This is a genomic window from Vreelandella sulfidaeris (genome assembly GCF_042429665.1).
Taxonomy (GTDB): Bacteria; Pseudomonadota; Gammaproteobacteria; order Pseudomonadales; family Halomonadaceae; genus Vreelandella.
In genome coordinates this window covers 1272459-1287694 of sequence record NZ_JBHMAC010000010.1, presented here as the reverse complement: position 1 = coordinate 1287694, position 15236 = coordinate 1272459, and the positions used below count along the sequence as shown (strand labels likewise).

Sequence of the window (15236 nt, the reverse complement as noted above, 5' to 3'; positions counted from 1 at the left end):
AACCGCCGGACTCATTGCGAAAAAGCAGCGTTACTCGAGGCGCAGCGCCACGAACAGTGAGCGGCCTTCCCGGAACAGGCGCACCGGAATGGCACGGTCGGTCGGCAACGACTCGACAATCTCGACAAGTTCGCTTGAGGACGACACGCCGCGATGATCAATGCTCACCAGCACATCGCCTGGGCGAATACCCGCTCTTGCAGCCACGCTGGCAGACTCCACTTGATTCACCACCAAACCGCCTGAAATGTTTAGCTCCTCACGCATGGCTTCATCAATTTCAGCCACCGCCAATCCAAGGCGTGTTTGGTTGCCGTCGCCAGCTTGAGAGGACTCCTGCTCGGCATCGGGCCAGCTGCCCAGCTCGACGGTCTCAGTTACTTTTTCTCCGTCGCGCATTACCAGCAGTTCAATTTCCGTGCCTGGTGCCCCTTTACCAATCATGCGAGGCAGTGTGTTTGAACGCTCGACCTCTTCACCATTGACTTCAAGAATGACATCGCCAGCCTGAAGCCCACCCTGTGCCGCTGGGCCCTCGGGATCAAGATCGGCAATCAACGCACCAATCGCACTGTCCATACCAAACGATTCGGCCAGATCCTCCGATACCGGCTGAATCATGACACCTAACCAGCCACGATTAACACGGCCGTCTTCGCGCAGTTGGTCAGCCACATCCATCGCTACATTGATGGGGATAGCAAACGACAGGCCCATAAAGCCACCGCTGCGGGTAAATATCTGCGAATTAATGCCGACCACTTGACCATCCAAGTTGAACAGCGGGCCGCCAGAGTTACCGGGGTTAATCGCCACGTCCGTCTGGATAAACGGTACATATGCATCACGTGGCAGCGTACGATTAATGGCGCTAACAATCCCTGCCGTCACGGAGTGATCAAAACCAAAAGGCGAACCGATGGCCGCTACCCACTCGCCCACTTTAAGCTCATCTGAGTCACCCAGAGAAAGCGTTGGCAGGTCGCTTGCGTCAATTTTGAGCAATGCCACATCAGTTTGCGGGTCGCTACCAATCAGCTCGGCAGTCAACTCGCGGCGATCATTAAGACGTACCAGTATTTCGTCGGCGTCCTGAACAACGTGGGCGTTGGTCATTACGTAGCCATCTTCACTGATTACGAAACCTGATCCCAATGACTGACGCTCTTCAGGGCGCCCTTGGCCATTACCGGGAGGTGCCTGGAAGCGATCACCAAAGCCCTCTCCAAAGAAATGACGGAAAATTTCCGGAATTTGCTGGCCGCCAAACCCATCGAGGCCCGGAGCACTGGTACGCTGAACCGTTCTACTGGTTGAGATATTAACCACGCCCGGGGCGGCCTCTTCAACAAGCTCGGTAAAGTCAGGCAAGCTTTGGGCGCTGGCCATTTGGCTAAAAGTTAGCAACGCCACCACACATACCCATAGTGTGGAAGGGAGAATCAAGCGCTTCATGCAAGAGCTCCTACTGGAAGTGATGTAAACACACGCTAGAACAACCTCACAGCAATGTGCTGGAGACCTAACTGACCAGGCGCGGACGAAAGCGTTCCCCTCGTTCACGCAATAGATACTTAATGCCCTGGGCCCCTCCCAACAAGCTTATAAAAAAAGCCAATGGCGCCAGCCATGTGAGCTCGCTCACTTGTGACGCAATGCCTGCCAAGCAAAGCGCAAGCAATAAAGGCAGCGCGTAAATATAAACCGCCAATCGCGTAACGGAGGCACGTGGCAGGCTGATCGTCACCTGGCAACCCAGCGGGTAGCGCTGCTCTTTTCGATGCAAACTTGAAGGAAGTGAAATGGTGATACGCTGGTACTGACGACGAACTAGCAAGCCCATACCACAACCTTTTCCTTGGGCACACGGCTCACAGCTCTGCTGAGCTGATATTTCGACGACAATCCCCTGTGGGGCATAGTCAACCACCGTGCCGGTGCGAAGCAGCGAGGCACAGGGCGCAGAGGCCATCATTGTTGTTTCACCTTAAGCGAGGAGAGGACACGCTACTCGGCCACCCCATCAGGGTCACCACTTTCCTGAGCCGTATCGGCCAGAGGTTCAAACCTGATAGAGCTAACTATTCGCTGCAGCGTATCCACCGGCACTTCGCCGATTGCAATGATCTGCCAACGCTTTCCATCAGACACATAATGTTCTATCGCTACCCCAGACACTCCCAACTGCCGAACCCCTGCCTGCAGAGCTGGCTTGTCATCTGACGAAACAGACTCAACAAAAATACTAACGGTAGCTAAGCCATCGCTATAGACCCGCTGATAGCGCTCATCATTAGTAAAGCTAACCGGCTGGGCAACGAAACCATCGGGCAACCAAGTACTTTGCCATGGCGTTTGCTGAACACTACCCGATTCATAGGCATGGACATTACCGGCATACTGCTCCGGTGACTGAAGCTGCGTAATTTGGAAAGTTTCAATAACCCTATCGTTCTGGTCATTCAAAATGTGTTTTAGCAGCAACCCGGTATCGCGGTCTAACCACCATTCATGCGCAAAACGCCATTCATCATGCGGCTCAAACACTAGCTTGATCGCATCTCGGCCAGCGACGCGGGTCTCTTCTTCGACCCTAATGGTATAAAACTGCTCTAGATGAGACGTCCACCGCTCGGGCGAGGGTAGCTCGCCATTCTCGCTCTCTTCGGTCCAGGCCAACCACCCTACCGGTGAATGCCGCTCAATACTCACAGAGGGGCCATCCAGATACTGCACAACCTGCTGACGAACACCGTCTTGGATACGGTGTGACATTGCCAGTGTGCGCACCCCAACGGCATCAATGGCGACTGCCCGGGCCTGGAAGGTATAACAGTGACTGGCCCATAAACCACGTTCCAACCACTCACCGGGCGTACTGGGCGTCACCTGGGGAGCTTGTGTGCATTCATAGCCAGTAGCGCTAACGTCAGAGGTATCAGCGCTCTGAGCTTGCACTTGAAACGAGAGCGTCCCCGCCATCACCACCAGTAACCATGCGCGTTTATTGCGCCAGGGGGACTTCATGTTGCGCACTCCCATTCAGCGCACTCCCAATCTTTTCGGCACTTTTATCGGCACTATCTATCGCCACTATCTATCCTATCGGCACTATCAAAATACGTTAGCGTTGACCTAACGGTTCTGTCACCGCGGATGAGCGCATTAACGGCATCCAGCTATCGCCGCTACCGTAAGCAGCGCTTTGGGTGTGCTGCTCTAAATATGAGCGAAGTAGACCAATTTGATCGACATCGATATTGGCGCTGCGAGAAGCATCAACGTGTTGCGGCGCTTGCCTTCCAAATCCCGCTTCACTGACATTCATTAAGCCACTTTGGCCTGCTTGGCCGCTTAACCGAAACGGCGTAGGCTTAAACATGGGCATATCGGCACGTGGCGCCATCGCCGGCTGTGACGTTAAGCTAGCAGGTTGAAGCTGGGAAGCACCATCGATACCCGGCGCAATAGACGCTATATCACCGTTTTGCGGGGTCACCGGTGCCGACCCATTGCCAAAGAACTGGACGCCGGTAATCACCATCAAAGACACTGCTGCTGCCACTCCGGCACCACGCGCAAATGAAATACCGCTTGAGCGCGAAGAGGAACGGTCTGCCTTTTCAAGTACCGGCACGGGCTCATCAAGCAGCCGAGCCATAATGCCTGCGGACAGATCAACACTGGTGTCTACACCCTGCTCTCGCTGCATCACACTGCGCGCAAGGTGGTAGCGACGCCATGTATCGGCAGCTTCGAGATCATCCGGCAGTGCCTTCAACACTCGGCGAAGCTCAAGCTCATCACATTCGCCATCCATTAACACCGAAAGTGATTCCCGTGTGTTTTGACTCATACTTCACACCCTCACACTGTTTAAAAGAAGTACTGGCGTAGTAGCTGCAATCACAGTAGCTCGCGATTACGCGCTGCCTGACACCGACGACTTCCAAGGCCAAAACTTGCTTGCAAACGCTAGCAAAGCCAGCGGCTTATCGGGCCACAGCTTGGTCGTTTGCAAACCCAAAGCTCATGGCGCTGCACTGCACGTTGTCGCAACTAGCTGCTCTCAAGCGTGCTTACCAACATAGTCAGCCTGTATGACGCGTAACACGCCAGACAGTTCACAAAAAAACCAAAATCTATCTCTCGATATGACACTCATCATGTGATGAGACTGCACGATATTCATGTCGCTACGATGACTGACCGCTAGTCCTCACGGCTGTTCCGCGCCGTCGATACCAAGGGGCGAATATGTTCATCCACCGCCTCACGCGCCCGGAAGATGCGCGAACGTACCGTGCCCACCGGGCATTGCATTACCTGAGCGATATCCTCATAGGCAAGCCCATCGAGCTCGCGCAACGTAATCGCGGTTCGTAGATCGTCGGGAAGGTTTTCAATGGCCTGATACACCGCTGCTTCCAACTGGTCTCTAGCAATGGCCGCTTCCGGCGATTCCGAGTCAGCCAGCCGTCCGCTTTGATCAAGGATCTCCGCATCGACGATATCCAAGTCACTACCGGGAGGACGACGCCCCCGTGAGACCAGATAGTTTTTCGCAGTATTAATAGCGATACGATACATCCAGGTATAAAACGCACTTTCTGCCCGAAACTTTCCTAAGGCGCGGTACGCCTTAATAAATGCCTCCTGGGCCACATCCTGAACTTCAGAGTGATCATGAACGTAACGACTGATGAGACCGATAATTTTATGTTGGTACTTTTTTACCAATAAATCGAATGCGCGCGTATCGCCTTTTTGAGCACGCTCAACCAACTGTTGGTCTGTTTCACGAGTGCCCATTCACACGCTCCTCCAGCTCGTGCAGCATGCACTGAGCTTTATTCCTATTAGCCCTGACAAGCGGGCGTTCACAGCAAGCAGCATAGCGTCCCTTGGGCATTGATTAAAAACAGTGAAATAAAGAGCGAATATGTCGCTCGGATATAGCGCTATCCAGTAGGCCGTAGCGCAGTGTAATAAAGCAACGGCATGCGTTGGATCAGCAACATTTTATAACCATATAGCGACCAGTGTTACGCGTTCTTAGCATTGCATCAAGCGCTTACCGCTTAAACAAAACCCAGCGGCTGACTCTTTTAATACTATGATAGTTCCACAACAATTGATTTTTACCTGCCCGGCAAGCGATAGTAGTCGCCACATTTACCGCCCCTCACTTCATCAGTCATTACGCAAGCACAGGTAGCACGATGCCAGAACAGCAGGTTAATAACCTTAACGTCCTCGCTCAAGACGTTCTCACCACTCCCGACGCCCTTAAAGACGCCGTCCCGTTAACCGATACGGCTGAACGCAGCGTTATTGAAGGTCGCCAAACTATCCAAAATATCTTGGATGGTAATGACCCACGCTTACTGGTCGTCGTTGGGCCTTGTTCGATCCACGATGTCGAGGCTGCGCTTGATTATGCTCGTCGTCTTCGTGCATTGGCCGATCAGGTTAGCGATAGCCTCTATATCGTCATGCGCGTCTATTTTGAGAAACCGCGCACCACGGTCGGCTGGAAAGGCTTGATCAACGACCCCCACCTCAACGACTCCTTTGAAATTGATGAAGGCCTGCACATTGCTCGCAAACTGCTGGTCGATCTTGCCGAAATGGGCTTACCGCTAGCCACTGAAGCACTGGACCCCATTTCACCTCAGTATATGCAGGATTGCATTAGCTGGTCGGCGATTGGCGCGCGTACTACCGAGTCGCAGACCCACCGAGAAATGGCTTCCGGCCTTTCCTGCCCGGTCGGCTTTAAAAACGGTACCGATGGCAGCCTGGATGTCGCAATTAACGCGCTTCAGTCCGTGGCCAGCCCGCACAACTTCCTGGGTATCAACCAGGCGGGCCAGGTGGCAATCATTCGTACCCGCGGCAATGCCTACGGTCATGTGGTGCTGCGTGGCGGCAACGGCAAGCCCAACTATGACAGCGTGAGCGTCGCCCTGGCGGAGAAAGAGCTTCAGCAAGCCAAGCTGTCACCTAACATCATGATCGATTGCTCTCACGCCAACTCCAACAAAGACGCCGCACTACAGCCGCTGGTACTGGAAAACGTTACCAACCAGATTCTGGAAGGCAACACCTCCATTATCGGCTTGATGGTGGAGTCAAATATTGGCTGGGGTAATCAAAAGCTGCCGCAAGATCTAAGTCAACTGCAGTATGGCGTCTCCATCACCGATGCCTGTATTGACTGGGACACCACGGTGGAAACGTTCAACCGTATGAACGACAAACTTGCCGCTACGCTGGCCAAACGCATCGCCAAGTAAGCCTGACACCCCGCTTCGGCGGGGTCATCCATGACTGGCTAGCGACTAATTTCGCGCCGAAACGGCGGCAGCGCATCCAGCAGTGCTTGCCCATAGCGGCGAGTAATCACCCGCTTATCCAGTATGGTGATCGCCCCCCGGTCGCTCTCTTTACGAATCAACCGACCGCAGGCCTGCACGAGCTTAATCGACGCATCGGGCACGCTAATACGCATAAACGCATTCCCACCCTGGCTTTCGATCCACTCGGCCAATGTTGCCCCGACAGGATCGTCAGGCACGGCAAAGGGCAGACGCGTTATCACTACATGGGTCAGGTAATCGCCGGGTAGATCGATACCTTCGGCAAAACTGGCCAACCCAAAAATAATACTGCCTTCGCCTCTGTCTATCGCCGCCCGATGGCGCTCTATCAGCTCACGCTTGGGCAACGCATCCTGCGCCAATACACGCGCCTTAACGCTGGCTGACAGAGCTTTATCGACCGCCCTCAGTTGCGCTCGTGAAGAGAACAGCACCAACGCGGCTTCATCGTCGGCTAATTGCGATACAAACGATACGATAGCTTGTTCGTGGCTGTCTCGATCGCTAGGGTCAGTGGCTTCTTTCGGCACGCGCAGTACCGCATTGGCATAATCAAAAGGACTCGGCAGCGCCTGGTAGCGATAACGATTAGCGAGTCCAGCACGCTCCTGTAGACGCTCAAATCGACCCAGCGCCGTTAGCGTTGCCGATGTCACCACCGCGCCGTGGCAACGTCCCCATAAATGCTTGGCCAAGGTATGCGCCGCCGATACCGGACTGGCGGAAAATTCGATCTCCGGCTCACCAGCGACACGACTCAGGGTCAGCCAACGGGCACTGGGCGCTTCATTGGCCGCGTCCTGCTCACTGAACGCCTGCCATAGCGCATGCGCTTCTAACGCGCGCCCATGCAGCAGTGCTACCAACGGCAGCCATGTTTCAGCCTGCTCGCGATCAAGCCCCGTCTGTTTATCCGGATCAAGGCTTTCACGCAGGATATCGCTGATGCTTTCCAGACACCGCGATAAGGAGGCAAACATCAGCAGAAGCTGCTGCGCCTGCTCGCGCAGAGCATCGGGCACCTGGCCCTTCTCGAACCGCAACTGGTGGGTAGTTTCTTCATCAGCCAGGCCATTAGGTCGTTCGGCCAGTTGATGGCCGACGCTAAACACATCGCCTAATGCTGGCTCCAGGCCATGAATAAGCTCCGGCAAGCTCACCAGCAGGCGCGCCACCGTGGGCTGAACGGCAAGACCCTGGTGAAGATCGGTCAGACTGCTTTTGAGGGTTTTCAGCCAGCGTAAACAGCCATTCACTGCAAACCGATGGGCAAAGTGGGAAAGTGCTTTTTCCGGCAGGTGATGGCCTTCATCAAAGACAAAAATGCAGTCCGCTGGATCGGGCAAGATGGCGCCACCGCCCAACGCCAGGTCGGCTAAGACAAGATCGTGGTTAGCGACAATAATATCGGCATTTTCAAGCTCTCGACGCGAGCGAAAGAACGCACAGGCGCCAAAATGACCACAGCGCCTTCCCGTACATTGGCGATGGTCAACCGTGAGTCGACGCCAATGAGCATCATCAATCGCTACCGGCCAGTTATCGCGATCCCCTTCCCATTCTCCCTGACCATAAGCCTGGGCCATGTCGCTGGCGATCACATCGAAATCACTGCCCTGGCTTTGCAGTGACTGCTCAAAAAGCGATAGCGTCGGGTTAGGTTCACTGCCCTCAAGCGCCTGATCAAGACGAGCCACGCACACATAGCGGCCACGCCCCTTTGCTAACGCATAGCGAAAAGGGATACCGCTGTGGTTCGCTAGCGAAGGTAAATCCTGATTGAGCACCTGCTCTTGAAGCGCCACGGTCGCGGTCGACACGATCAGCCGCTTTCCGCGCGCTTTTGCAATCGGTAACGCGGCAATCAGATAGGCCAGCGTTTTACCTGTACCGGTACCTGCTTCAAGCACACACACATGGGTATCGCTGACACGCTTACCCTCGCTGTCACTTTCGATATTCCCCAGCGTGCGGGCAATCTCGGCAATCATCATGCGCTGACCGTAGCGTGGTGTTAGCTCAAGCGCTTCCACCACGCGGCGATAGGCATCCTGGATGTCGCTCTTTAAGGCAGTATCCAGCATGCGGCTTACAGCATGCCTTCAGGCGGATGAACACAGGGCAGCTTGTCGTTGATATAGCGTTCGATTTCAGGCAGCGAGAACGCATCCTCTTCGCCTACGAAACTAATCGATACTCCCTTGGCGCCTGCTCGACCGGTACGGCCAATACGGTGTACGTAATCTTCAGGGTCTTCCGGCAGGGTGTAATTGATGACGTGACTCACATCTTCAATATGGATCCCACGGCCCGCAACGTCGGTTGCCACCAATACCTGAATATCGCCTTCACGGAAGCTTTCCAACGTTTTAATGCGCTGGTTCTGTGGCACGTCACCTGACAGCATGGCGGCGCTGATGCCCGCTTTTTTGAGCACGTCGTCCAACTTACGCACCAAATCACGGCGATTGCCGAACACCATCACGCGCTCAAAGCTTTCCTGCTGAAGGAGATTCACCAGCAAGCGCTGCTTGTCGTCATCGGACACCATGTAAACACGCTGATCAATATCCGCCTGATTCTCAACGGTGACCTCAATCTCCACGTGCGCAGGATCCAAGGTCCACTGACTGGCAAGATTCAGAATGTCATCGGTAAACGTGGCCGAGAACAGGAACGTTTGACGCTCCTCTTTCTTGGGCGTGTAGCGAATGATCCGCTTTACGTCAGGTATAAAGCCCATCGACAACATGCGGTCGGCTTCATCAAGGACCAGGACTTCGACTTCATTCAGATCAATATCACGCTTCTGGTGGAAATCCAGCAGACGCCCTGGTGTTGCCACCAGTATATCGATCTTGCTGCTCAGGCTTTCACGCTGCTTCTGGTAGTCCATACCGCCGACGACACTGGCGACATTAAGCTGGGTGAAACGCGCAAGCGCTTTAGCATCTTTTTCGATCTGCAGCGCAAGCTCTCGGGTGGGCGCAATAATCAATGCCCGCGGCGCTCCCGACTTTTGTCCATCGGGGGTGGGCTCTTCAAGGAAGTAGGCCATCACCGAAATCAAAAAGGCGGCGGTTTTACCGGTTCCCGTTTGCGCTTTACCGACGATGTCGCCACCTAATAGCGTCTGGCGCAGGGCCTCGGCTTGAATAGGTGTGCAGTATTCAAACCCCTGGGCGTGAATAGCGCGCATTAACGGCAGCGGCAGATCAAAGTCATGAAAGCGCCACTTGCCGGCCACGGCGGGCACCTGAAACTGACGAAGATCCCAGCTTGACTGGCGACGACGCGGTTTACGACGGCGGCGTTTTGGCTTGCGGTTCTGGGCCGGTGCTGTGGTCTGTTCCGACTCGCTCATAGGCTGTCTATCTGTCCATTGCTGTGGAAATTGGCATCATGAAGTGCAGCATTGTAACAGGGCTTGGCGATAAGAGCGCGTCCTGCTGTCGAAGGAGTCGCAAGGCCTGTTAGAATAGGCATCAAATTGACGTAAGGAGCGCGACATGACGCGTAAGAAAAAAACCCGTTCACTGGCCGACAAGGTAACGATACGTACCGGCCGGCGTAAGGATTATAAAAAATGGCGCCACGATAATCCCGATCAAGTCGCTCCCTCGCGCCGTTTTGTGGCGAAAAAACAGCAACAGCGCAAGCTTCAGGCGGTACGCAAGCTCGCTCGTCAGCAAGAAGGCCAGCAGATTGCTATTCACCCTGACAAAGCCAACTCGTCTGACAATCCTAACCGAGATGACTCGTAATGCGTTTGGTTTCATTCAACATCAACGGCATTCGGGCTCGCCTGCCTCAACTTCAGGCCTTGATCGATAGCCACCAACCTGACGTAATCGGCCTACAGGAAACCAAAGTACAGGATAGCGAGTTTCCGGTTAGCGACGTGGAAGCCATGGGCTATCACGTTTTTTATTACGGTCAAAAAGGTCACTACGGCGTTGCTCTACTCTGCCGCCAGGCGCCTGAGCAGGTATTTTACGGCTTCCCTGACGATGAAGAAGATGCTCAGCGTCGGATGATCGGCGTGCGAATGCTGGCCGAAGACGGCGAAGCCGTCACGGTGTGGAACGGCTATTTTCCTCAGGGCGAAAACGTTGAGCATCCGACCAAATTTCCTAATAAAGAGCGTTTTTACGCCCAGCTTGCGCGGCTGCTAAATACCCAGCATAGCCCCGATGAGCGGCTAGCCGTAATGGGTGATTTTAATATTTCACCTGAAGATCAGGATATCGGCATTGGCGATGCCAGCCGCAAGCGCTGGCTGCGCGAAGGCAAAACCAGCTTTCAGCCCATTGAGCGCGAATGGCTCGAAGGCATTAAAGCGTGGGGGCTAACCGACAGCTACCGGCTTTGCTATCCCCACAGCAATGACCGCTTTAGCTGGTTTGACTATCGCTCGAAAGGCTTTGACCGCGAGCCCAAGCGCGGCCTGCGGATCGACTATATCCTCGTCACTAAAGCATTAGCCGACCACGCTGCCGGCGCTGGCATCGACTACGATCTACGCGGTATGGAACGCCCTTCCGACCACGCCCCGACCTGGAGCGACTTTACGCTAACGCTTAAGCCTTAATGGTGAGCTTTAATTAAAACTTGCCAGCCACGCCTGCGCCTGTTCATTACCCAAATCAGCTGCGCGGGCAAACGCCTGCTTTGCCTGTTCGTTTTCTCCCCACGTGTAAGCAAGCTGGCCGTAGCGGCTCCAATCCTCGGCAGATTGAGTGTGCAGTGCCAGGGAATGCCACGCGCTTAGTGCGTTCTCAACGTGTTTAGCCTGCTGCCAGGTCGTTGCCAGCAAGCGTAGATGCGACTCATCGCGGACAATATCGCCTGCACTCAGCGCCTGCTCAAGATGCTCCGCTGCCCTGGCTGGCGTTCCACCGGCCCGATGGAGCTGAATTAAAAGCCAGAAATCGTCGGGCTGGTCTAATTTGCCTAACTGCCAGGCCATCTCCCATAGGCCGGCCGCCATTCCTGCCTGCCCTGCTTGCTGGGCAAGGCCCGCTGCCTGGCGCCACTCGGCAGTCTCGCTATCGGCATTTAATCCATCCAGCAACCATGCCAGGGCCTGCTCGCCCTGGCCTGCCTGACGGTAGATCACAAGCGCCAGACGCTGCTGCGCTTCATTTAACTGAGGGGTTTGCTCAAGTGCGCGCTCAAGCCAATCCGCGGCTTCGTCCCAGCGCTCCTGCTCAGCCAGTAGGCGCGTTAATTGCCATATCGCTTTATCAACGTCTGGGTCACTTGCCTGCTCACTGCCTAGCCACTCAGTGAATAAGGCGATGGCCTGCTCTTGTTGCCCTGCCGCACGGCGCAAACCAGCTTCTTCACGCAGCCAGCGGACCGCCTGGGGGCTATCCACGCCATTCATGCCACGCGCTATCTCAAGCCGATCGGCAGCCTCAGCAGGCTTATCCTGACGCACCAATGCGCTCGCGGCTAGCTGCTGGTAAAGCGCACTTGCCCATTGATCCGCCTGATTACCTGGCGCTAACCGCTCGGCCTGAAAGGTAGCCCGCTCGACCACTTGCACCAGCGCCTCTTGTTGTGCAGAACTTGCGTGTGATTGACTCTCTTGTAACTGGCTTTGCAGCTCATTGAGATCGGCAATCACACCGCCTTGAAGCGCGGGGCTCGCAAGCACCGCGCAAGACCAGGCACTTATTAATAAAACCGCAAAAGAACGCTTCATACCGCTACCTCAACTGAAACTCGATCCGCTGGGTGGCATTGCGCAACCGATCACTGGGTTCAAACTGCCACTGGGAAATGGCGTCGCGGGCGGCATCATCAAAGACCCGACGCGGCTGAGCATTGGTCACGCGTATTGACGAAGCATCCACACTGCCATCGCGGCGAATCATAAAAGCAATCTCTACAAAACCTTCCATTCCGCGCCGCTGGGCGCGTGGCGGGTAATTAGGATTAACCCGACTCGTCGGCGTCGCCTGGCCGACACTAACCGGCTCATTGCTGGGCGGCGCGGGGACTGATGGCGCGGCTTCACTCACGGAAGGCGTACTCTGCACATTACTGGTAATAGCCCGCTGAGTAGGCGCTGGCTCAACGGGGGCTTGCCTCGGCGGGGGCTCCGGTGGCGGCTCGGGAGTCGGTTCTGGCGCAGGCTCCGGCGTTACTTCGGTTAACTCTGGCAGCTCGCTATCCATCTCCACCGGCTCTACAGGCGCATCGGGTAGTTCCACCTCCGGCATGCTAATGGCGCTGTCGGTGACTGGCGGCGGCTCGGGAGCCGGCATCGGCGGCGGCGCCTGCTGGGGAGCCGCTTCAACGGGCTGGGGAGGAGGCGCTTCTTGTTCAGGCGCCACCTCCGGCGCTTCCACCATGGTCATTGCCATGCTCATGGTCAGCTCTTCAGGCTCACGCTCAGGTGGTGCCACCAGCTGGGCCAGCAGCCAGAAAAGCCCCACCGCAAGCACCGCGCCCCCAAGCATTGACACTAAGTGCCGCATCATGACCCGCTCCGACTCGCCGCCACCGCTATTTGGTCGACGCCTGCTTCACGTAGACGATCCATCACCTCAATCAACAGCCCTGTCGTGGATTGTCGATCGGCCTGGATGACCACTGAGCCCTCTTTGCTGAGCATATCGGCCACCTGCTGCCCAACTCGATGAATATCCACCGGGCTGCCGTCCACCCACACCGCACCTTCAGAAGACACCGCCACCAGTACCTGAGCGTCTGGGCGGGGCGTGGCGGCACTGGACTCAGGGCGATCAATTTCAACACCACTTTCTTTAACAAAGCTGGTCGTGACGATAAAGAAAATCAGCATGATAAACACTACGTCGAGCATGGGGGTCAGATTTACCTCATTGCCCTCGGCAGCCGCTTCTATGGAACGACGTCTACGCATCATTCTCCTCCAATGCCCGCGCCAAACGATCATGTAATCGCTGGTCTTCGCGCCGAATAACGTGTTCTAAACGACTAATAAATAAAAGGCCGACAACGGCAATGGCCATCCCCGTCAAGGTGGGCAACGTCGCCCGGGCGACGCCATCGGCCATTGCCCGGGCCTGATGGGTCTCACTTAACGAGAGGCTATCAAACACGCTAATCATGCCCGTTACCGTACCCAACAGACCTAGCAATGGGCAAAGCGCGACCAACAGCTTTAACCATGGCAACGGCCTGCGCAACCTAGCGACTAGCCCTTCTGCCCAGACCTGGCGCAGCGTACGAGCGCTCCAACTAACGTGGTCGCTACGCGCCGCCCAGCGTCGTAACAGCTGTCGCCGCGCCAAGCGCCATGTAATGCGGTAATACCACCACCGCTCAATAGCCATGGCAAAGACCAGCACGGCTACTATTGCCAGCACCACTAATACCGCACCACCCGCCTCCACTAGACGCTCAACGGGCTCAAGCCAAAGAGGAAGAGTGGACATATCAAGTCACCGTGGACGTGTGAGCAGACATGTTCGTTGACGTATGTGTTTCCAGATGATCCGCCAGCGCAGCGCTCGCCTGCCCTTCAATCACGTGCGTTAAATAACGACTGCGACTAGACAACGCTGTTTGTACGAACAACAGCGGTACTGCGGTAATTAACCCCAACACTGTTGTGACTAGCGCCTGACTAATACCGCCCGCCATTAACTGCGGGTCACCGGTGCCAAAGACGGTAATCGCCTGAAACGTCACAATCATCCCGGTGACCGTCCCCAATAAACCCAGCAACGGGGCAATCGCCGCCAGCAGTTTGACCATCGGCTGGCTACGTTCCAGCCGCGGTAGTTCTGCTAGTACCGCTTCATCTAAACGTGCTTCCAGGGCTTCCGGCGTTTGATGCTTATCCATGCCTTCAAAACGCAGCAGCACTCGTCCAAGTGGGTTATTGGCCTGTAGCTGGTTTAATGAGCTGCGCTGACGATTGACGCGCCTGCTGGTAAGCAGCAAATAAAAGTACTGCGCTAAACCAATGATTAGCCCCACCACACCCAATGCGACCACCACATAACCGACGTAACCGCCCTGCTGGAAGCGCTCCCATAAACTGGGTTGTTGCGACAAGGCATCCAGCACACTGCCCTGAGTAGGATCCACGGCAAAGACGCGGCTTTCGCCCTGATAATAAGACGACAAATGCGTACCAATCGGCGCAGGCGTCTGCGGTAACACCGCCAAGCCGTTTTCCCCTTCACTTCGCTGTAGCAGCTCAGTTTCGGTAAACGCCGCAAAATCCCCGAGCCGTACTATATCGCGTGATGACACCTCACCTTCAGCATTGGCTACCGGCAGCGACAGACGCGCTGCACGACCAGTGCGTGCCGTTAATGCGGCCAGGCTATCGACCACACGCTCTAACTGGTGACGTTCAAGCACTTCCACTTCATCCAACCGCGGAGGCAGCGAGCCCTCCTCAAGCGTCAGCAAACTCTCTTCACCAAGCGCATTACGGATTTCTGAACTATGCCGGGCGAGATTAGACAATAAACCTGACAGTGCTTCACCCTGCTCCGCTTGGCGTTCGTTAAGTTCGCTGGCTTGGCTGGCTTGCTCTTCCTGCTGCGCCTGTAGCGCGGCGTTTGCTTGCTCAGCCTCTTCATGCGCGGCACGCGCCTGCTCTAATGCCGTGCTCAACGCCTGCTGATTGTCTAGAAAACCTCTTAAACGCTGCTGATCACGCGCTTCAGCGGCTTCACGTGCTTCGCGTAGAGACATCGCATTGTCACGAGTATCACTAGACGTCTGCGCCATGGAAAAACCACTTACCAACATCAGCCCCAGCAGCGCAAGGGTACAACCACGCCGACATAGCGATAGCCGCTGTGCCGATGGGCGCGCTGTAGCATGGCGATTATTGAAGCG

At 55.5% G+C, this 15236-nt stretch carries 15 protein-coding genes; 3 read left to right on the top strand and 12 right to left on the bottom strand.

The window, feature by feature from the left end; translation table 11 throughout:
* Positions 1-30 precede the first annotated feature (30 nt).
* The 5 genes from ACFFLD_RS10795 to rpoE all read right to left on the bottom strand — a co-directional run bounded on the left by ACFFLD_RS10795 (position 31) and on the right by rpoE (position 4812).
* On the bottom strand, positions 31-1455 hold the full coding sequence (locus tag ACFFLD_RS10795) for a DegQ family serine endoprotease (RefSeq protein ID WP_386039990.1): 1425 nt from the start codon (positions 1453-1455) through the stop codon (positions 31-33).
* A 67-nt stretch (positions 1456-1522) separates the two neighbouring features.
* A complete protein-coding gene (locus ACFFLD_RS10790) occupies positions 1523-1975 on the bottom strand; it encodes a SoxR reducing system RseC family protein (RefSeq protein WP_386039988.1) in 453 nt (150 codons plus the stop codon).
* 32 nt (positions 1976-2007) lie between these two features.
* A complete protein-coding gene (locus ACFFLD_RS10785; RefSeq protein WP_386039986.1) occupies positions 2008-3027 on the bottom strand; it encodes a MucB/RseB C-terminal domain-containing protein in 1020 nt (339 codons plus the stop codon).
* 97 nt (positions 3028-3124) lie between these two features.
* A complete protein-coding gene (locus ACFFLD_RS10780) occupies positions 3125-3856 on the bottom strand; it encodes a sigma-E factor negative regulatory protein (RefSeq protein ID WP_386039984.1) in 732 nt (243 codons plus the stop codon).
* Between the two features lie 356 nt (positions 3857-4212).
* The gene (gene rpoE, locus ACFFLD_RS10775; RefSeq protein WP_386039982.1) at positions 4213-4812 is read right to left on the bottom strand and encodes an RNA polymerase sigma factor RpoE; all 600 of its coding nucleotides are present in this window, start codon (positions 4810-4812) and stop codon (positions 4213-4215) included.
* A gap of 410 nt (positions 4813-5222) precedes the next feature.
* Here rpoE and ACFFLD_RS10770 point away from each other — a divergent pair, with 410 nt between their 5' ends.
* The gene (locus ACFFLD_RS10770) at positions 5223-6299 is read left to right on the top strand and encodes a 3-deoxy-7-phosphoheptulonate synthase (protein WP_386039979.1); all 1077 of its coding nucleotides are present in this window, start codon (positions 5223-5225) and stop codon (positions 6297-6299) included.
* 38 nt (positions 6300-6337) lie between these two features.
* Here the strand turns inward: ACFFLD_RS10770 and dinG are convergent, their stop codons facing one another.
* Entirely contained in the window at positions 6338-8467 is a 2130-nt protein-coding gene (gene dinG / locus ACFFLD_RS10765) for an ATP-dependent DNA helicase DinG (protein ID WP_386039977.1), read from the bottom strand.
* 5 nt (positions 8468-8472) lie between these two features.
* Complete coding sequence (gene rhlB, locus ACFFLD_RS10760) at positions 8473-9747, bottom strand: ATP-dependent RNA helicase RhlB (RefSeq protein WP_386039975.1); 1275 nt, start codon at positions 9745-9747, stop codon at positions 8473-8475.
* A 145-nt stretch (positions 9748-9892) separates the two neighbouring features.
* On the opposite strand from rhlB, the gene ACFFLD_RS10755 reads away from it, so the two are divergent.
* Together ACFFLD_RS10755 and xthA are read left to right on the top strand one after the other, a co-directional pair.
* Complete coding sequence (locus tag ACFFLD_RS10755) at positions 9893-10147, top strand: hypothetical protein (RefSeq protein WP_386039972.1); 255 nt, start codon at positions 9893-9895, stop codon at positions 10145-10147.
* Positions 10147-10974: an exodeoxyribonuclease III gene (gene xthA, locus ACFFLD_RS10750; protein WP_386039970.1), complete on the top strand. Its 828-nt coding sequence runs from the start codon at positions 10147-10149 to the stop codon at positions 10972-10974. Before ACFFLD_RS10755 ends, xthA begins: the two co-directional genes overlap by 1 nt.
* 9 nt (positions 10975-10983) lie before the next feature.
* On the opposite strand, the gene ACFFLD_RS10745 is transcribed toward xthA, so the two are convergent.
* Genes ACFFLD_RS10745 through ACFFLD_RS10725 form a run of 5 tightly spaced genes read right to left on the bottom strand, consistent with a single transcriptional unit; the run spans position 10984 to position 15146 of the window.
* Positions 10984-12093, bottom strand: coding sequence for a hypothetical protein (locus tag ACFFLD_RS10745; RefSeq protein ID WP_386039968.1), 1110 nt, complete (start codon positions 12091-12093; stop codon positions 10984-10986).
* A gap of 4 nt (positions 12094-12097) precedes the next feature.
* The gene (locus ACFFLD_RS10740; RefSeq protein WP_386039966.1) at positions 12098-12874 is read right to left on the bottom strand and encodes an energy transducer TonB; all 777 of its coding nucleotides are present in this window, start codon (positions 12872-12874) and stop codon (positions 12098-12100) included.
* Positions 12871-13278: an ExbD/TolR family protein gene (locus ACFFLD_RS10735; protein WP_386039963.1), complete on the bottom strand. Its 408-nt coding sequence runs from the start codon at positions 13276-13278 to the stop codon at positions 12871-12873. The genes ACFFLD_RS10740 and ACFFLD_RS10735 overlap by 4 nt, the downstream gene beginning before the upstream one ends.
* Positions 13271-13813 carry a MotA/TolQ/ExbB proton channel family protein gene (locus ACFFLD_RS10730; RefSeq protein ID WP_386039961.1) on the bottom strand — a complete coding sequence of 181 codons (543 nt, stop codon included), beginning with the start codon at positions 13811-13813 and terminating at the stop codon, positions 13271-13273. Before ACFFLD_RS10730 ends, ACFFLD_RS10735 begins: the two co-directional genes overlap by 8 nt.
* 1 nt (position 13814) lies before the next feature.
* On the bottom strand, positions 13815-15146 hold the full coding sequence (locus ACFFLD_RS10725) for a MotA/TolQ/ExbB proton channel family protein (protein WP_386040446.1): 1332 nt from the start codon (positions 15144-15146) through the stop codon (positions 13815-13817).
* Positions 15147-15236: the final 90 nt, after the last annotated feature.